16 protein-coding genes and 1 pseudogene are annotated in these 17619 nt (G+C 72.5%); 10 read left to right on the forward strand and 7 right to left on the reverse strand.

What is annotated here, in order from left to right:
* Positions 1–45: 45 nt before the first annotated feature.
* The 4 genes from ACWCP2_RS28505 to ACWCP2_RS28520 form a co-directional block, all read right to left on the reverse strand.
* Positions 46–1353 carry an acyltransferase family protein gene (locus tag ACWCP2_RS28505; RefSeq protein ID WP_450911440.1) on the reverse strand — a complete coding sequence of 436 codons (1308 nt, stop codon included), beginning with the start codon at positions 1351–1353 and terminating at the stop codon, positions 46–48.
* Positions 1340–2431 carry an alpha/beta hydrolase gene (locus tag ACWCP2_RS28510; protein WP_450911441.1) on the reverse strand — a complete coding sequence of 364 codons (1092 nt, stop codon included), beginning with the start codon at positions 2429–2431 and terminating at the stop codon, positions 1340–1342. The genes ACWCP2_RS28505 and ACWCP2_RS28510 overlap by 14 nt, the downstream gene beginning before the upstream one ends.
* Before the next feature lie 179 nt (positions 2432–2610).
* Positions 2611–3024, reverse strand: a complete 414-nt coding sequence (locus ACWCP2_RS28515; RefSeq protein WP_450911442.1) for a nuclear transport factor 2 family protein — start codon at positions 3022–3024, stop codon at positions 2611–2613.
* A 70-nt stretch (positions 3025–3094) separates the two neighbouring features.
* Positions 3095–4903, reverse strand: a complete 1809-nt coding sequence (locus ACWCP2_RS28520; protein WP_450911443.1) for a serine/threonine-protein kinase — start codon at positions 4901–4903, stop codon at positions 3095–3097.
* Between the two features lie 821 nt (positions 4904–5724).
* Between ACWCP2_RS28520 and ACWCP2_RS28525 the strand changes: the two genes are divergently transcribed.
* Positions 5725–6237 (forward strand): GNAT family N-acetyltransferase, encoded by a 513-nt coding sequence (locus tag ACWCP2_RS28525; protein WP_450911444.1) that lies wholly within the window; start codon positions 5725–5727, stop codon positions 6235–6237.
* Here the strand turns inward: ACWCP2_RS28525 and ACWCP2_RS28530 are convergent.
* A complete protein-coding gene (locus ACWCP2_RS28530; RefSeq protein ID WP_450911463.1) occupies positions 6230–6706 on the reverse strand; it encodes a MarR family winged helix-turn-helix transcriptional regulator in 477 nt (158 codons plus the stop codon). The two genes, ACWCP2_RS28525 and ACWCP2_RS28530, sit on opposite strands and share 8 nt — an antisense overlap.
* Before the next feature lie 217 nt (positions 6707–6923).
* Positions 6924–7502, reverse strand: a pseudogene (locus ACWCP2_RS28535) (DJ-1/PfpI family protein); the annotation flags it as partial.
* A 322-nt stretch (positions 7503–7824) separates the two neighbouring features.
* Between ACWCP2_RS28535 and ACWCP2_RS28540 the strand changes: the two are divergent.
* The 4 genes from ACWCP2_RS28540 to ACWCP2_RS28555 all read left to right on the forward strand — a co-directional run bounded on the left by ACWCP2_RS28540 (position 7825) and on the right by ACWCP2_RS28555 (position 12226).
* On the forward strand, positions 7825–9177 hold the full coding sequence (locus ACWCP2_RS28540) for an aminotransferase class III-fold pyridoxal phosphate-dependent enzyme (protein WP_450911445.1): 1353 nt from the start codon (positions 7825–7827) through the stop codon (positions 9175–9177).
* Positions 9178–9434: 257 nt separating this feature from the next.
* Positions 9435–10133 carry a GntR family transcriptional regulator gene (locus tag ACWCP2_RS28545; RefSeq protein WP_450911446.1) on the forward strand — a complete coding sequence of 233 codons (699 nt, stop codon included), beginning with the start codon at positions 9435–9437 and terminating at the stop codon, positions 10131–10133.
* 30 nt (positions 10134–10163) lie between these two features.
* Entirely contained in the window at positions 10164–11399 is a 1236-nt protein-coding gene (locus ACWCP2_RS28550; RefSeq protein ID WP_450911447.1) for a hypothetical protein, read from the forward strand.
* Between the two features lie 176 nt (positions 11400–11575).
* Positions 11576–12226, forward strand: coding sequence for a hypothetical protein (locus ACWCP2_RS28555; protein ID WP_450911448.1), 651 nt, complete (start codon positions 11576–11578; stop codon positions 12224–12226).
* A gap of 82 nt (positions 12227–12308) precedes the next feature.
* Here ACWCP2_RS28555 and ACWCP2_RS28560 read toward each other — a convergent pair whose 3' ends face one another.
* Entirely contained in the window at positions 12309–13034 is a 726-nt protein-coding gene (locus ACWCP2_RS28560) for an SLATT domain-containing protein (RefSeq protein WP_450911449.1), read from the reverse strand.
* Positions 13035–13303: 269 nt separating this feature from the next.
* Between ACWCP2_RS28560 and ACWCP2_RS28565 the strand changes: the two genes are divergently transcribed.
* From ACWCP2_RS28565 to ACWCP2_RS28585, 5 genes are all read left to right on the forward strand, one after another.
* On the forward strand, positions 13304–13648 hold the full coding sequence (locus tag ACWCP2_RS28565) for a YbaB/EbfC family nucleoid-associated protein (protein ID WP_450911450.1): 345 nt from the start codon (positions 13304–13306) through the stop codon (positions 13646–13648).
* A gap of 66 nt (positions 13649–13714) precedes the next feature.
* Positions 13715–14314: a recombination mediator RecR gene (recR, locus tag ACWCP2_RS28570; protein ID WP_243330636.1), complete on the forward strand. Its 600-nt coding sequence runs from the start codon at positions 13715–13717 to the stop codon at positions 14312–14314.
* On the forward strand, positions 14307–14954 hold the full coding sequence (locus ACWCP2_RS28575) for a DUF5063 domain-containing protein (RefSeq protein WP_266879868.1): 648 nt from the start codon (positions 14307–14309) through the stop codon (positions 14952–14954). Before recR ends, ACWCP2_RS28575 begins: the two co-directional genes overlap by 8 nt.
* Positions 14955–15098: 144 nt before the next feature.
* Positions 15099–16376 carry an aspartate kinase gene (locus tag ACWCP2_RS28580; protein WP_266879870.1) on the forward strand — a complete coding sequence of 426 codons (1278 nt, stop codon included), beginning with the start codon at positions 15099–15101 and terminating at the stop codon, positions 16374–16376.
* Complete coding sequence (locus ACWCP2_RS28585) at positions 16373–17467, forward strand: aspartate-semialdehyde dehydrogenase (protein ID WP_450911451.1); 1095 nt, start codon at positions 16373–16375, stop codon at positions 17465–17467. The genes ACWCP2_RS28580 and ACWCP2_RS28585 overlap by 4 nt, the downstream gene beginning before the upstream one ends.
* Positions 17468–17619: the final 152 nt, after the last annotated feature.

Genomic DNA, 17619 nt, shown 5'->3' on the forward strand with positions numbered 1-17619 from the left:
TGGTCCGGGGGTGAGGGCTCGCTCTGATCGTTCACGTCGTCCACCCTAGGCACGGAGGGTCTCCTTGGCGGGAGCCGCCGGGCCGGTGACTGTGGCTTCCCCGGCCGGAGTTGAGGCGGTTCGGGCTGCGGGGGAGACGTTCCCCCGGGTCAGGGCGGACGAGGCGACGATCCGCGAGGGGGTGACCGCCGTCCCGGCGGATCCGCGCCGGGCCCGCCCGCGGGGGCGGCCTCCGGCCTGCTCGTAGGGGTGGAAGGCGGCCCAGCAGACCGCCAGCGCGGCCGCGAACACGGGCAGCCAGAGCAGCCGGGCGGCTATCCACTGCGCGGAGGCGGGCACGGTGTGCAGACCGGGCAGATCGGTGGAGACCAGCAGCCCCAGGGCGGTGACGGCCATCATCGCGGTCTGGTGCCACAGGAAGATCGTCATGGCGGACAGATTCACCAGCGCCACCTTCGCCCAGGCCCGCGGCCGGCTCATCACCCGGGCCAGCGGCTCCCGCAGCAGCAGCGCCAGCCCGCACTGGGCCAGACCGAAGGCGACGGCGGCCAGCGTCGGCGGGTTCAGGTTCGAGACCGCGGCTCCGGGGACGCCGACCATCGAGGCGGGGTACCCGCCCCAGAGGATCAGCGCGGCCGTGGCGGCGATGCCGCCGCCCAGCAGCAGGGCGGCCGGGGTGCGCCGGGCGAAGGCGCCCCGGGACCAGGCGGCGCCCAGGGTGTAGGGCACCAGCCAGCCGGCGGCCACATTGACCCAGCCGATCCATGCGGGCCCGCCGAACCCGAAGCGCCAGACGTCGACCGAGGCCACCAGGGCCAGCGGCCACAGCGGGCTCAGCCGGGCGACGAGCGGGGTCGCGGCGGTGAGCGCGGCGAAGACGAGGAGGAACCACAGGGGGGACAGGACGAGCTTGAGCAGGGTCTGCACGGTGTCCGTCCCGACACCGCCGAGCAGCATGCCGCCGGCCGCGAGGCTCCAGAGGACCAGCACGGCGGCGACCGGCCGGAACAGCCTGCCGAGACGCTGACCCACCCAGGTCCCGTACGGGACTCCGCGGCCGCGCGCCGACTCGTAGCCCTGGGCGGCGACGTGGCCGCCGACCAGGAAGAAGACGGCCAGGGTCTGGAACACCCAGGAGACCGGCGCCAGTGCGCTCATGTGGGCCAGCGGGCTGGTGGTGCCGAGGCCGCCGTCGGCGGTGGTGAGGGCGGTGACCAGCCAGTGGCCCAGCACGACGCCGAGGATGGCGAAGGCGCGGAGGGCGTCCACGGCCCGGTCCCGGTGGGCGGGGGTTCCGGCGTCGATGCGGTCCGCGAGAGCGGACCAGCGGGCAAGCGGTTCACGCACGCGCATGGGAGACCTCCGGGGTGGCGAGGACGGACGGGGCGGGGACGGACGGGGCAGGGACGGACGGGGCTGGGACGGACGGGGCCGGGGAGTCGCCGAGCACGATCCCGGCGAGGCTGTTCAGGGACGCGCTGCCCGACTTGAGGTAGTCGCTGTGGCCGCCCTCGCCGGCTGCGAAGGGCCGGGCTCCGAAGGCCGGGTCCACGGGATCGGCGCCGAAGCCGACTCCGAGGACGCGGACGTGCGGGACGCCGGAGATCCAGTCGGAGCCGCCCCGCCCGGCCCAGACCCTGGCCCGGGTCGGCAGGTGCGCGGCGGAACCGGCGCCCGTGCCCGGACTGCCGAACAGCGCCATGTCGGTGACTTCGGACCCGGTCTCGGTACGGGCGCAGACGACGGACCCGTAGGAGTGGCAGAGCAGCGAGAGGCGGGCCTCCGGCGCGGCGAGACCGGCGAGCCGGGGGAGGAAGGCACCCAGCGCGGCGGCGGCTTCGTCGGCGCGGCCGGTGGTCAGGACGGCCGGGCTGACCGTGCCGGGGGTGTCGTACCCGAGCCAGGCGACCACGGCGGAGCGGGGATGCTCGGTCCGCAGGCGCTGCTGGAGGGAGACGGCTCCGGCACGGAACCTCTGGTAGGTGTCCAGGGTCGTGTCCGACCCGGGGACCAGGACCGCGACCCGGTCGGCTGTCTCCAGATCGCCGAACACCTCTATCGCCCGGCCCTTGCCGCGCCCGTCGAAAACGAGGAACCGGGCGTCCCCGCCGGCCTCCATGGCCCTGAGCTTCACCGCGCGGCCGCCGCGGCCGGCGTCCTCGGCCGTACGGGCCGCCTCGTCGAGGTTGGCGAGGTTGGCGGCGTACCGGACGGGGAGGGCGGAGCCCTCGCCCAGGACCGCCGGGGCGGGTGCGGGCACGTCCGGGGAGGCGGCGGCGGAGACGGGGAACACCACGGCCGCGGCGACGAGTCCGGCCAGCAGCGTGCGGCGCAGGCGGCCGCCGGTGCGGTCACCGGTGCGGTCACCGGTGCGGCCGTGGACGCGGCTGCCGGAGCGGCTGTCGGAACGTGCGGTGGGGCGGCGGCTCATGGGGTTCCGTTCCTTCGCTCGTGCCAGAGGGGCGGTGGTGCGTTCTTCTCTGGTCACGACGTTAGGAATCGGGAGCCCTCGTCGGCGTCCCACCGGAGAGCCCACTTCCCAGGTAGCTCTCAGGTATGACAGGGGCTACTCAGGTGTCAGACAGGGCCAGTTGGCCGGGCCTGATCCGTTCAGTCGGCCGCCAGGGATGTGGTGAGGGGCTCCACGAGCGGCTCGACGAAACCGGCACGCCAGCGCGGCGCCGGGTCCTGGCCGGGGCTGGTCCAGTACTCCCGCGCGCCGGCGATCCGCCCGTCCCGTACGGTCCACAGGGAGACGGCGCGGTAGACGACGTGGTCCTGGGGTATCTCCACCTCGGTCACGACGAGATTGCCGTCCGCGAGGATCCGGAGCACCTCGACGGACCTCTCGTCCGCGTAGTCGTCATCGCTGATGACGGCAATGAAGTTGTCGCGACCGACGATGCGTTCGCTGCTCACGGGCCACTCGATCACCGCGTCCTCGGCGATGAGCAGGGCCACTGCGTCCCAGTCGCGTGTCTCGATCCGCTCCCACAGGCGTGCCACTACCTTCAACGGCTCCATGTGCGGCAGTTTGCGGCGGGATCGTGGAGGGCAACAAGCTTTGCCTACAGGCTTATTGACATCGACACAATCAGCTTCGCCGGTACGTGAGGGGAGCGGCCGTGCTGCCGTCGAGCTCCCGCACCAGGTTCCCGTCGGGGAGCAGCCGCAGCGTGCTGCGGCCGCCCGGCGAACACGAGGGCGGCGCACCGGAGATCACCGTGGAGGGGTCGAGTCCGACGCCTCCGGCGTCGGCGGAGCGCAGGGGCGCGGTCCAGGCGCAGCCGAGTCCGGGGGACTGGAGGGTCAGGGACATGACCGTGGAGCCGGTCGTACCGGGGCTGAGGGTGAGCTTCCAGCTCTGCCCGCCGTTGACGGCCCGCCAGGTGCCGACGTAGGCCTCGGGGAGCGTGGCCGGTGTGACGGAAGGGGTCGGAGTGACGCCCGTGCCTGTGCCTGTGCCCGTGCCCGTGCCCGCAGTGCTCGCGTCCGTGGTGCCCTGCGGGCCGGAGGGGCCGGAGGGGCCGGACGGGGAGGCTCCGGAGGAGACGATGCCGGGCGAACCGTCACCGGGACCGCTCATGACCGTGTACACCGTGCCGCCGGCCGCCACGGCGACGACCGCGGCGACGGCGACGAGCAGGGCCGTGGAGGCGGTCGCGGGCCGGGAGCGGGCACCGGCGGTGGGACCGGAGTCGGGGAAGGGGCGGTAGCCGGAGCCCTGGTCATGGACGGAGCCGGGGTGCGTCCCGGGCGCGGGAGTGAGCGTCGGGGCGGGGGCGGGGGCCGGGGCCGTGGCGGGGGCCGGCGCGACCGGGCCCTGGGCCGGTTCCGGCTGCGGTGCCTGACCGGTCCGCTGCGCGGGCACGGTCAGCGGCTCGGCGCGGTACGGCCCGGCGTCCACCCGGTCCAGCAGGGCTATGGCGTGCTGCCCGAGCCGCGCGACGAGCGGCGCGGGCAGCCAGGCCTCCGCGGAGGTGGAGGCGTTCCTCCGGTCCGGGGCGAGGCGTTCGAGGAGCTCGGCGGGAGCGGGCCGGGCGGCCGGGTCCTTGAGCAGGCAATCGCGTACGACGTCACGCAGTTCGGCCGGTACGCCGGCCAGCTCGGGTTCCGCTTCGGTGACCCGCATCAGGAGCGCGGCGATGCCTCCGGGCTGGTCCGGGTCCCCGAAGGGCAGCCGGCCGGTGGCGGCGTAGGCGAGGACCGCGCCGAGGCCGAACACGTCGCAGGCCGCGGTGACGGGAGTGCCGTTGATCTGCTCGGGGGCGAGGAAGCCGGGGGAACCGAGGAGTTCGCCGGTCTGCGTGAGGGCGGGATCGGCGGTGGCCCCCAGGGCCCGCGCGATGCCGAAGTCGATGACGCGGGGGCCGTCGGCGGTGAGCAGGATGTTCCCCGGCTTCAGGTCCCGGTGGACGAGGCCGGCCCGGTGGATGTCCTGGAGGGCGTACGAGAGCCCTTCGCCCAGAATCCGTACGGAGCCGGTCGGCAGCGGCCCGAAGTCGCGGCCCACGGCCTGGCGCAGGCTCGGCCCGGCGATGTAGGCGGTCGCCAGCCAGGGGATCTCCGCGTCGGGATCGGCGTCGAGGACGGCGACGGTCCAGTCCCCGCCGACGAGCCGGGCGGCGTCGGCCTCGCGGCGGAAGCGGGTGCGGAAGTCGGGGTGGGCGGCGAGGTGGGGGTGGATCAGCTTCACGGCGGCGGTGCGGGTGCGGGTGCGGGTGCCCGTGCCCGGGCTGTTGGGGGCTCCGGCTCCGGGGCCGGCTCCGCCGCCGGTACCCGGGCCTTGGCCGTGGTCTTCGGCGCGGCCGAGGTAGACCTGGCCCATGCCGCCGGTTCCGAGGCGGGCGAGCAGGCGGTACGGCCCGATGTGCTCCGCATCGCGCGCGTGCAGTTGCTCCATGACAGGTGGCCCTCCCCCTGGGACTCGCCGGAGCCCGACAATAGTGCGGCCGGACGCGATGCGGGGTGTGGGGGTGGGGTTGGAGCAGGCCCGCCGCGGGGCCGGGCCGCCGGGTCGGACGCACCCGACCCGGGATTCCCCTCCAGCCCTACGTGCGCGAGGTGTTGGGCCGCCGCGGCCCGGCGGCCTCCGGCTGGGCGTGCGGTCGTGGCCGGCCCCGCTGCGCTTGCGGTCCCGGCGGGCTCACCCCGTGCCTGTGGCCCCTGCAGCCCCGCGGCGTCTGCGGTCCTGCGGGCTCCCGCCGTGTCTGCGGTCCCTCCGGAATCACGCCGTGCCTGTGGTCCCTGCGGCCCCGCCGCGCCTGCGGTCCGTGCGTGCCCCCGCTGTGCCTGTGGTCCCTGCGGCCCCGTCGCGTCAGCGGTCCCTGCGGGCTTCCGTCACGTCTGCGGTCCTTGTGGGCTCCCGCTGTGCGTGTGGTCCGTGCGGGCTCCTGCCGTGTCAGCGGCGTCTGCCGGCCCCGCTGCGCTTGCGGGCCCTGCGGGCTTCCGTCGCGTCTGCGGTCCCGGCGGGCCCCCGCTGCGTTTGCGGTCCCTGCTGCGGGCTCACCCCGTGCCTGTGGTCCCTGCGGCCCGCTGCGTCAGCGGTTCCGGCGGGCTCGCGCCCCGCGTCGGCCGGCCCCCGCCGCGCCTGCGGCGCCCGCTGCCCGCGGTCCCCGCCGCACCCCGCCGCGGCTGAGGCACCGGCCCCGAGCGGGCGTGCAGGGGGCGGGGATTCGGGGTATCGGATCATGGGAGGAGTCCGACCAGGCGAGGAGTGGGCCAGTGCGGTTGCGCAACGTCGAGCTGGGTGACGTCGATGCCTACCTCAGGATGCGGTGCGATCCCGTCATGATGGCCGACCTGGGCGGGCCGCTGCCACGCGACGGGATGGCGGACAAGGTACGGCGCGATGTCCGCAGGGCGGCCGCAGACCTCGACTGGATCAAGATGATCGTCCCCGACCCGGACGCGCCCGAAGGGGTGGCGGGAACAGTCACGCTGTGGTCCCACGACGCCGGGGACGGGCCCATGTCGGAGATCGGATGGATGGTCCTGCCGGAACACCAGGGACGCGGACTGGCCAAGCTGGCCGTCCGCACCCTGCTCGAACAGGCGCGGGACGAGGACCGCTGGGGACTCGTGCACGCGTTTCCCGCAACGGGCAACGGTGCTTCCAACGGCATCTGCCGCTCCCTCGGCTTCCGTTTCATCGCTGGATGCGATGTGACGTTCGCGGAGGACCGGGTGCTGTCGGCCAACCACTGGGCCATCGACCCCCGCAGCCTCCTCACATAAGGGGAGAGGGCGCCGACGGACCGCCCGGCAGGGCCGCCAGGGTGTCCAGGGTCGCCGACAGGCGTTCCAGGACGCGGACCGTTTCGGCGAAGCCCTCCTCGCCGAGGGCCTCCGCGAGCAGGGTGGCCAGGGTCGCGTGGCCCGGGCCGATCCTCGCGACCGCGGCGCGCCCCGCCCCGGTGGGACGCAGCAGCTTCGCCCGCCGGTGGGCCGGGTTCGGCACGTACTCGGCGAGTCCCTTGGCGGCCAGCAGATCGGCGATGCGCTGCACGCTCTGCCGGGTGATGCCCATGGACCGGGCGATGCCGGCGACGGGCAGCGGCTCGCGCAGGACGGCCCCGAGCACCTGCCACCAGGCTGCGGTCAGCCCCGCCGGGCGGGCCAGCTCCTCCGATACGGAGAGGAACTGGCCGTTGAGCCGGAACACCCCGAGGGCGGTGCGGCTCAGGAGGTCCTGCCGGTCGCGCAGGGAGCCCTCCCGCGGCCCCGGCCCTGCGCCCCCGTCCGGGGACGCCGGGTTCCGGGGCGCCCCATCGGCGGGAGCGCCCCCCTCGTCGCCCTGGCCGTCCGGGGAGGCGGGCGGGGCCGGGGAGTCGTCATGCATGGCTCGGGTCCGCTTCGGTTGCGCCTTCCGCCCCGGCGGCCGCTCCGGCTTCCGCTCCGGCTTCCGCTTCGGTTTCCGCTTCCGCCGCCATCAGCACCGGGTACGCGCTCGCGTCCGAGTCGTGGAACAGGCGGTACCAGGCGTCGAGCACGTGCGGCTCGTACACCCCGAGGCGGGCGAAGACCTCGCGGGCGAACGCCACCGGCTCCGTGGGGCCCGCCGTGATCAGGTCGCCGTCGGTGACCGCGTCGGCCTCGACGTAGCGTCCGGCGCCGGCGTAGCCCGGCTGGCCGCCGAGGTAGAAGGGGGCGGCGCTGGTGTGCGTACGTCCGTCCAGGACTCCGGCGCGGGCCAGACCGGCCGTGGCTCCGCAGATCGCGGCGACCGGAACGCCCGCCGCGAGGAACTCCTCGGCCTTCGCCGCGAAGGGAGCCAGCTCGTCGCCCGCGTCCCACAGCCCGGCCCCGGTCAGGATGAGGAGGGAGGACTCCTCGGGCCGCAGGTCCGCCAGCGCCAGGTCGGGCTGGATGCGGAGGCCGCCCATGGTGGTGACGGGCCGTCCGGCGGCGGCGCCGACCGTGCGGACCTCATAGCCGTGCTGGGTGAGGTGGGCGGTGGTGTGGCCCGTCTCCCAGTCGGCGTAGGTGTCGTACACCGCCACGTGGACCGTCGGGGCCGCGGGGCGGGGCTGGTTCCCGGCCGCGTCCGTCTGCGTCCCTGATTCCGTCTGCGTCCCGGTTCCCGTCTGCGTCTGCGTCTTCCCCCGCGCCTGCGCCTGCGTCTGGGTCTGCGTCTTCGTCTGGGTCTCGCTCATCGTGCTCGCCTCCAGTTCCGCCGCCATATGACAGTATGCTGACATCATGACAGCGTGCTGTCAATCATTCCCCCGGGCAGCCAGCCAGACAGACTGCCGAGACCCGCCCCCCACCCGCATACAGACCGCCGATATCCCTCCCCACCTGCGCACTTCTACGGTTACGGGTATGACCCCTCACGTCACCCCGGGCGCCGCCGTCAAGGCCGCCGACCGCGCTCACGTCTTCCACTCCTGGTCCGCCCAGGCCCTGATCGACCCGCTCGCCGTGGCCGGAGCCGAGGGGTCGCACTTCTGGGACTACGACGGCAAGCGCTACCTCGACTTCGCCTCCCAGCTGGTCAACACCAACATCGGCCACCAGCACCCCAAGGTCGTCGCCGCCATCCAGGAGCAGGCGGCCACGCTCTGCACCCTGGCCCCCGGTTTCGCCGTGGACGTCCGCTCCGAGGCCGCACGCCTCATCGCGCAGCGGACCCCCGGCGACCTCGACAAGATCTTCTTCACCAACGGCGGCGCCGAGGCCGTGGAGAACGCCGTCCGCATGGCCCGGCTGCACACCGGCCGGCAGAAGGTGATGTCCACCTACCGCTCGTACCACGGCGCCACCTCCGCCGCGATCAACCTGACCGGCGACCCGCGCCGCTGGCCCTCCGACACGGCCGCCGCCGGCGTCGTGCACTTCTGGGGGCCGTTCCTCTACCGCTCGCCCTTCCACGCCACCACCGAGGCCGAGGAGTGCGAGCGCGCCCTCACCCACCTCGCCGACACCATCGCCTTCGAGGGCCCGGCCACGATCGCCGCGATCATCCTGGAGTCGGTCCCCGGCACGGCCGGGATCATGACCCCGCCCCCCGGCTACCTGGCCGGCGTGCGCGAGCTCTGCGACCGCTACGGCATCGTCTTCATCCTGGACGAGGTCATGTCGGGCTTCGGCCGGACGGGCAAGTGGTTCGCCGCCGAGCACTTCGGCGTCACCCCCGACCTGATCACCTTCGCCAAGGGCGTCAACAGCGGCTACGTCCCGCTCGGCGGCGTCGCGATCTCCGGCGCGATCGCCGAGACCTTCGCCACGCGCCCCTACCCGGGCGGGCTGACCTACTCGGGTCACCCCCTCGCCTGCGCCGCCGCCGTCGCGACGATGAACGCGATGGAGGAGGAGGGCATCGTCGAGCACTCCGCCCACCTCGGCGAGAACGTGATCGGCCCGGCCCTCGCCGAGCTCGCGGAGCGGCACCCGTCGGTCGGGGAGGTCCGGGGGCTCGGCACGTTCTGGGCCCTGGAGCTCGTACGGAACAAGGAGACGCGCGAGCCGCTCGTCCCCTACAACGCCGCGGGCGCCGACAACGCGCCGATGGCCGAGTTCGCCGCAGCCTGCAAGGCGTCCGGACTGTGGCCGTTCGTCAATATGAACCGCACCCACGTCGTCCCCCCGTGCAACATCACGGAAGCGGACGCCAAGGAGGGCCTCGCCCTGCTGGACGACGCGCTGACCGTGGCCGACAGGCACGTTTCGGCCTGAGTCACCTGACCGGCCGCTCGGCCGGCCGCCGTACGGCCGGACCTCCCCCGAAGCCGTCGGCACCCCCTCCGAGCAGCGAGAACGCTCCTGCGCGGGCGCCCCGAACGGGCCTCGCGCAGGAGCGAAACGATCAAGAACAGAGCCCCGATCCGTCCGGATAACGGGCACTAAATCCAGATAGCGGCCACAAACCGAACGGTTTCGGCCGCGTCGCCTGGCCTAAGGTGTCCGAAGCCCACAGATGGAGACGGACCCCTATGCCAGGCAGCGGCGCTGTCACCCGCAACACACTTCGCCAGCAGATCGCGGACGCGCTGCGTGACGAGGTGCTCGCGGGACGCCTGGCGGCAGGCAGCGAGTTCACCGTCAAACAGATCGCCGAGCAGTACGAGGTCTCCGCCACTCCCGTGCGCGAGGCCCTCGTCGATCTCTCCGCGCAGGGCCTGCTCGACTCCGTCCAGCACCGCGGCTTCCGCGTCCGCGTCTTCACCGTGGACGACTTCCGGGGCATGATCGAAGCTCGTACGCTGATCGTGGAAGGCATCTTCCGCAGGCTCGTGGAACGCGGCACCGCCCCCGGCACCGGCGAACGGCTGGTCTCGGTGCGCCGCCGGGCGGAAGAGGCGCAGCGGGCGGCGCTGAACGGCTCGCTCGACGTGCTGATCGGCTACGACCTCCGCTTCTGGAGGGAGCTGAGCGGGCTGGTCGGCAACATCTACATCTCCGAGTTCCTGCACCGGATCCGGGTGCAGTGCTGGGTTTTCGCCGTGCCCCACCTGAAGGCGCAGCCGAACCTGCGCTCCGACCTGTGGGCCGGCCACAACGAACTGATGGACGCGGTGACCCGCGCGGACGCGGAGGAGGTACGGCGCCTCGTGCACGCGTACAACCAGCACGGTCTCGACTGGGCCGCGGGCCTGAAGGCGTCCCGGTCCGATCGTCACCCGGCAGGGTGAGCGCCGGTGCTCGCATGCGACGATCCAGAAGTGGATGAACCCGACGACAAGAGCATCGAGGCCACCGCGCCACCGGTGTCCCTCAAGGAGCGCACGCGGCTGACCGCCCGGCGCTTCGGCCCTGCGCTGGGTGCGTACGGGGCGGCGAAGCTCATCGGCTTCGCCGTCTTCATGTACCTGCTGGACGCCTCCGGGGACTTCCGGACCAAAGTCGACCGGTTCGGCGGCGGCGCCCACCCGTGGGACGTCCTGCAGAGCTGGGACGGCTGGTGGTACCGGGAGGTGGCCGCGAACGGCTACGACCCGCAGCTCATTGCGGTGACCGGTCAGTGGCTGACCCACGAGCAGAACTCCTCGGCGTTCTTCCCCCTGTACCCCGGGCTCATGCGCCTGGTCTCCGAATGCACCGGCCTCGGTCTGTACGGCGCCGGAATGCTGGTCTCGATCGTCGCCTCGTTCGTCGCCGCGGCCGGGATCTACGCCGTGACCGCGAAACTGACCGGCCACAGGGCCGGCGTGATCGCTGCCGCGCTCTGGGCGGTCTTCCCCGGCTCGGGCGCGGAGTGGGCGGTCTACTCCGACTCGCTCTTCGTCGCCCTGGCCGTCTGGGCCTGCTACATGGTGCTGACCCACCGCTGGCTGCAGGCCGGCGCGATCACCTTCGTCGCGGGCCTCAACCGGCCGACCGCCTCCGCCCTGATCGCCGCGCTCGGCGTGGCCGCCCTGATCGCCCTGTACCGGCGCCGGGACGGCGTCCTCGGCCCGGTCGCGGCCATGGTCATCGCGCCCCTCGGCATGGTCGCGTACATCACCTGGGTCGGCTGGCGGATGGGTGACCTGACCGGCTACTTCACCCTGCAGCGCGGCGCCTGGCTGCACTACTTCGACTACGGACAGCACACCCTGCGCGTGCTGCGCGGGGTGCTCTTCGGCCACGGCGACTACCTGTTCGCCTTCGGGACCGAGGACCTGATCGCCGTCTTCCTGGTCTTCACCCTGCCCGTCCTGCTGGTCCTGCTCGTCCGGCTGCGGGTGCCCGTCTTCCTCCTCGTCTACACCGTGGTCACCATCGTGCTGGTCCTCGGCAGCCAGCAGATGTTCGGCAACACCTCCCGCTACCTGCTCCCCGCCTTCCCGCTGTTCATCCCGATCGCCGTCGCCCTCAGCCGGGTGAGCCGGACGTCCGCGCTGACCGTCCTCGGCACGGCCGCCGTCACCTCGGGCTGGTACGCCGGCTACGTCATCTTCGAACTCGGCGTGCCGTAACGGCCGGTACACCCGGCCCACCACCGGCCCACCACCGGCGCGGATCCGGCGCGGATCCGGCGCGGATCCGGCGCGGGTTCGCGTCCTGCGTACCTTGGGTTCTGCTCACCCCTTCGCTGAGCGTGTCCGGCGCATTACGCTGGCCCGATCGGCGGCAACGACTGATCGGAGGCCGAGTGGCCTGTGACCTGTGGCTGGTCCCCCTTGTCGACGTGCTGTGCCACAGCCCCGACAACCCCTTCGCGGAAGAGATCGCCTCGTACGACAAGGCGCTGGGCGAGGCCGGACTGCCGTCCGTGCCGGTGTTCGCCTACATGCCGGGGCTGTCCGGGGACGTCGCCCCGGTGGCCGGTTTCGACTACGACGCCCTGCACTTCCTGCGGCGGGCGTACCTGCTCCAGATCTGCGGGCTGCCGGTGACGCCGGTGGACGAGCTGGGCGGGGACTACGAGCAACTGCTGGAGATGTTCGAGCCGACGGCTCAGCAGTCGCACCTGGTGTGGCACTACGACCACGCGGGGGCCTACGTCCCCGTGGACTTCGCGCACCCGCTGGCCAATGAGGAGCTGCTGGCCGGGGGCGGGCCGCTGGGGTCGGCGCAGGGCCTGCTGCGCGAGCTGGCGGTGGTGGCTCCCGCGATCGGGATAGACCCCCTGAACCCGCCGCTGGCGCCCGCGCCCCCGGGGCGGCCGACGTCGCTGGAGGAGCCGGCCGGGCCGATCCCGTACGACGACAGCCCCTTCGCGCGGGAGCGGCACGTATGGCTGGGCCTGCACGCGGCGGCCACCCGGAGCCTCGGCCAGGGCTCGATGATCATCTTCAGCTGACGGGGATCCCGCCCCTGACGGGGCCCCGCAGGGTCCGTACGACGGGGCCGGTTCCACGCGGTGGAACCGGCCCCGTCCCCCTTCAGCGCGGCTGCTCCGGCGGTCTCTGCCGGGGCATGTTCGGGCGGGTGCCCGGGGGGAGCGGGAAGCGGGCCGGCGGGACGTACGCCTCCGAGCGGGATCCGCCCGCGCCCAGGGACTGCATGACCAGCGGGGCGGGGCCGGAGCTGAACTCGACCATCCACTCCGCCGTCTCGGAGCGCACGAGCTCCGTCACGTCCTCCGAAAAGCGCCGCAGCACGGTCAGACACCGCTCCGCGGCCTCGCTGGCGGTGCCCTCCGTCGGGCCGAGGATCTCGCGCACGTTCTCCGTGGCCCAGTCGAACTGCAGGGTCTGCAGCCGCCGCTGCACGGCCTGCGCCGTCGCCACGTCCCGCATCCAGCCGGAGGTCAGGCCGAAGAACCGGTCGCAGGCCAGGCAGGCCGCGCCCAGGAGCAGCGCGAGATAGCCGTACGAGGCCGCTCCCGGCAGCGAGCCGGTCAGCTCCAGCAGCGGCATCGCGGCGCCCGTGACCGCGCCGGCGGCGGCCCCGATCCGCAGGATCCGGGCCCCCCGGCGCTTCCACGCCCGGTCCGACAGGTACCACTCGGCGGTGCGCAGCGCATCGGCCTCGACCCGTCGGTAGAGCTCGTCGAGCCGCTCGGCGGGCTCGCCCCAGTCCCCGAGAGGAAACGGCCGGCCGGTAAGGTCGCCGTCCTCAGCGGGATCCCGGGGTGGCCCCTCGGGCTGCATCTCCGGCTGACTCACCCGGGCACTCCCTCTTGCCTGCGCTGAACGTGTGGTGGTGCGCGTGTGCGCAATGATGCGCATGCTCTTCCTACCTTCGAATGAGACGCGATGGGCGACGATTCCCGGGATTTCCGCCCGCAAGGGGGGCGTCATCAGGTACGCGCAGGCCCGCTCCCTCACTCGAAAGAGTTGGTCCTCACGGCGTAGGGCGCGGCGCCCGGGGAGCACGTAGGCTCGGATTGACCAAGCCGCCGGCGCTTGGCCCGACGCTACGGAGTGAGTGACCTGTGATTCCCGGTGGTGGCATGCCCGACATGCAGCAGCTGCTCCAGCAGGCCCAGAAGATGCAGCAGGACCTCGCGGTGGCGCAGGACGAGCTGGCGCGCACCGAGGTCGAGGGCCAGGCCGGCGGCGGCCTGGTGAAGGCGACCGTCAACGGTTCCGGTGAACTGCGCGCGCTGGTGATCGACCCGAAGGCCGTGGACCCCGAGGACAGCGAGACGCTCGCGGACCTGGTGGTCGCGGCGGTCCAGGCGGCCAACGAGAACGCGCAGGCGCTCCAGCAGCAGAAGCTGGGCCCGCTGGCGCAGGGCCTGGGCGGCGGCAGCGGTATCCCCGGCCTGCCGTTCTAGCCCCCTTCCCGAGCCGCCTTCCCCGGCCGGCTCGGTATTCCTCCCGTACCGAAAGAAGGCAGTCCGTTGTACGAAGGCGTGGTCCAGGACCTGATCGACGAACTGGGCAGGCTGCCCGGCGTCGGGCCCAAGAGCGCGCAGCGGATCGCCTTCCACATCCTGCAGGCCGAGCCCACCGATGTCCGCCGCCTCGCGCACGCGCTGCTGGAGGTCAAGGACAAGGTCCGGTTCTGCGCGGTGTGCGGGAACGTGGCGCAGGAGGAGCGGTGCAACATCTGCCGCGATCCGCGCCGCGATCTGACGGTCATCTGTGTGGTCGAGGAGTCGAAGGACGTCGTCGCGATCGAGCGGACCCGCGAGTTCCGGGGCCGGTACCACGTCCTCGGCGGTGCGATCAGCCCGATCGAGGGCGTCGGACCGGACGATCTGCGCATCCGGGAGCTGCTGGCGCGGCTCGCGGACGGTTCGGTCACCGAGCTGATCATCGCGACCGACCCGAACCTGGAGGGCGAGGCGACCGCCACCTACCTCGCCCGCATGATGAAGCCCATGGGCCTCAAGGTCACCCGCCTGGCCAGCGGGCTCCCCGTCGGGGGAGATCTGGAGTACGCGGACGAGGTCACGCTGGGGCGGGCCTTTGAAGGAAGGCGACTTCTCGATGTCTGACGCAACGCTGCACGCCCTGGGACTGGATCCGGACGATTTCGCGGCTTCGATCGCGGACCAGATCGAGTCCTTCATCGTCGCGGTCACCGAGGTGGCCAAGGGCGAGGACCCGGACAGCGCGGTGCCCTTCCTCCTCCTGGAGGTGTCCCAGCTGCTGCTGGCGGGCGGCCGGCTGGGCGCGTACCAGGACGTCCTGCCCGACGAGCGCTACGAGCCCGACCTGGGCCCGGAGCCGGACGTGGAGGACCTGCGCGAGCGGTTCTCCGTGATGCTGGAGCCGGTCGACGTGTACTCGGAGGTCTTCGACCCCTACGAGCCGCGCAAGGCGCCCGTCCCGCACCGGATCTCCGACGACCTGGCCGACATGGTCGCCGACCTGCGGCACGGCCTCATCCACCACCAGGCGGGCCGGATCACCGAGGCGCTGTGGTGGTGGCAGTTCTCGTACTTCACCAACTGGGGTCCGACGGCATCGGCCACGCTGCGCGCCCTGCAGTCGCTGATCGCGCACGTCCGGCTCGACCAGCCGCTGGCCGCCCTGGACGGGCTGGACACGGACGAGGACCTGGCGGAGGACGAGCTCGCGGAGCAGGCAGGCCAGGTCATGGCGGAGGAGCTCGGCCAACTCGGCCGGCGGTGACATCCGCCGAAATCCACCCGGAATCCCATCGGCGGGGGAACCCGTCTGCTGATCCTTTCGTCTCATGATGTGGTACGAGGCGGTCGTATGGCGACCTCTCGTTAGACTGCACCAGCAATGAGACGGACTGAGCGAGGAGCGCACGTGGGCCTTGTCGTGCAGAAGTACGGAGGCTCCTCCGTAGCCGATGCCGAAGGCATCAAGCGTGTTGCCAAGCGGATCGTGGATGCCAAGAAGAACGGCCACCAAGTGGTCGTCGTGGTTTCCGCGATGGGCGACACGACGGACGAGCTGATCGATCTCGCCGAGCAGGTGTCCCCGATGCCTGCCGGGCGCGAATTCGACATGCTGCTGACCGCCGGAGAGCGGATCTCCATGGCCCTGCTGGCCATGGCGATCAAAAACCTGGGCCACGAGGCCCAGTCGTTCACCGGCAGCCAGGCAGGCGTCATCACCGACTCGGTCCACAACAAAGCGCGCATCATCGATGTCACGCCGGGCCGTATCCGCACCGCGCTGGACGAGGGCAACATCGCCATCGTCGCCGGCTTCCAGGGTGTGTCGGCGGACAGCAAGGACATCACCACCCTCGGCCGGGGCGGCTCGGACACGACCGCCGTCGCGCTCGCCGCGGCGCTGGACGCCGAGGTCTGCGAGATCTACACCGATGTCGACGGCGTCTTCACCGCGGACCCCCGCGTCGTGAAGAAGGCCCGGAAGATCGACTGGATCAACTCCGAGGACATGCTGGAGCTCGCGGCCTCCGGCTCCAAGGTGCTGCTGCACCGCTGCGTCGAGTACGCGCGCCGCTACAACATCCCGATCCACGTCCGCTCGTCCTTCTCGGGACTGCCGGGCACCTGGGTCAGCAACGAGAATCCGCAAGGGGACGAGCCGGTGGAGCACGCCATCATCTCCGGAGTCGCTCACGACGTCTCCGAAGCCAAGATCACGGTCGTCGGCGTACCGGACAAGCCGGGTGAGGCCGCGGCCATCTTCCGCGCCATCGCGGACGCCGAGATCAACATCGACATGATCGTGCAGAACGTGTCCGCGGCCTCCACCGGCCTCACGGACATCTCCTTCACCCTTCCCAAGGCCGAGGGCCACAAGGCCATCGACGCCCTGGAGAAGGCGAAGGGCACCATCGGCTTCGACTCCCTGCGCTACGACGACCAGATCGGCAAGATCTCCCTGGTCGGCGCGGGCATGAAGACCAACCCGGGCGTCACCGCCTCGTTCTTCCAGGCGCTGTCCGACGCGGGCGTCAACATCGAGCTCATCTCCACCTCGGAGATCCGCATCTCGGTCGTGACCCGCCAGGACGACGTCAACGAAGCGGTCCGCGCCGTGCACACGGCCTTCGGGCTCGACTCCGACAACGGCGACGAAGCCGTCGTCTACGGCGGCACGGGACGTTGATCCCGTCCGAGGCCCGGTCGGCCCCGGCTCCGGCACTCGCCGTGGTCGGGGCGACCGGAGCCGTCGGCTCCGTCCTGCTCCAGATGCTGTCCCAGCGGGCCGACGTCTGGGGCGACGTACGCCTGATCGCCTCCTCGCGCTCGGCCGGCCGCAGGCTGACCGTGCGCGGTACGGAGACCGAGGTGCTCGCCCTCACCGAGGACGCCTTCGACGGCCTCGGGGCGGGCGACATCGCCCTCTTCCTGACCCCGGCCGAGGTCTCGGCCCGGTGGGCTCCCGTCGTCACCGCACGCGGAGCCGTCGTCGTGGACCAGTCCGCGGCCTTCCGCGACGACCCCGACGTGCCGCTCGTGGTGCCCGAGGTGAACGGGCACGCCGCCCGGATCCGGCCGCGGGGGATCGTCGCCGGGCCCGACTGCGTGACCGCCGCGATGATCGCGGCGCTGGGCGCGCTGCACGCCGAGTACGCGCTGGCCGAGCTGGCCGTCTCCACCTACCAGGCCGCGAGCGCGGCCGGCCGGGCCGGCTCGGAGGCGCTGCGCCGCCAGCTGTCCCTCGTCGCCGGCAGCTCCCTGGGGGAGCAGCCCGGGGACGTGCGCCGGGCCGTGGGCGAGGACACCGGGCCCTTCGCGGGTCCGCTCGCGCTCAGCGTGGTGCCGTGGTCCGGTGAGCTGCGCGAGGACGGCTGGTCCTCGCACGAACTGGCCGTACGGGCCCAAGTGCGCCGGATCCTGGACCTGGCGGAGCTGCCGGTGTCCGTGACCTGCGTCCAGGTACCCGTACTGACCGGGCACTCACTGACCGTACGGGCCGGGTTCGAGTCCGTCGTCGAGGCGGCGCACGCCCGGGAGATCCTCGAATCGGCGCCCGGAGTGGTCCTCGTGGACGACCCGGCCGCGGGGGAGTTCCCCACGCCCTCGGACGCCGCGGGAACGGATCCCGCCTGGGTGGGGCGGGTGCGGCGCTCGCTCGACGACCCGCACGCGCTGGAGTTCTTCGTCTGCGCGGACAACCTCCGCCAGGGTGCTGCGCTGAATGCCACACAAAATGCGGAGCTCATCGCGGCTGGATTTAGCTCCTTCAGTTTGTAGGATCATCGTTAATCCCTTGATCGAGGTGATGGCCCGACGGCTGTCGTCGTACGACGACGCGTACCCGGGTGTGCGGCTACGCAAGAAGACGATGAGAATCCCGCCGATGAATCTGCCGTGCGCGTACAACCCTCACGGGGGGACGCGAGTCC

This window comes from Streptomyces sp. NPDC002104 (assembly GCF_053593795.1).

Excerpts from the sequence above, each read along its gene's own strand:
- ACWCP2_RS28505 (WP_450911440.1), bottom strand. The coding sequence starts at position 1,353 with ATGCGCGTGCGTGAACCGCTTGCCCGCTGGTCCGCTCTCGCGGACCGC.
- ACWCP2_RS28510 (WP_450911441.1), bottom strand. The coding sequence starts at position 2,431 with ATGAGCCGCCGCCCCACCGCACGTTCCGACAGCCGCTCCGGCAGCCGC.
- ACWCP2_RS28515 (WP_450911442.1), bottom strand. The coding sequence starts at position 3,024 with ATGGAGCCGTTGAAGGTAGTGGCACGCCTGTGGGAGCGGATCGAGACA.
- ACWCP2_RS28520 (WP_450911443.1), bottom strand. The coding sequence starts at position 4,903 with ATGGAGCAACTGCACGCGCGCGATGCGGAGCACATCGGGCCGTACCGC.
- ACWCP2_RS28540 (WP_450911445.1), top strand. The coding sequence starts at position 7,825 with ATGACCCCTCACGTCACCCCGGGCGCCGCCGTCAAGGCCGCCGACCGC.
- ACWCP2_RS28545 (WP_450911446.1), top strand. The coding sequence starts at position 9,435 with ATGCCAGGCAGCGGCGCTGTCACCCGCAACACACTTCGCCAGCAGATC.
- ACWCP2_RS28575 (WP_266879868.1), top strand. The coding sequence starts at position 14,307 with ATGTCTGACGCAACGCTGCACGCCCTGGGACTGGATCCGGACGATTTC.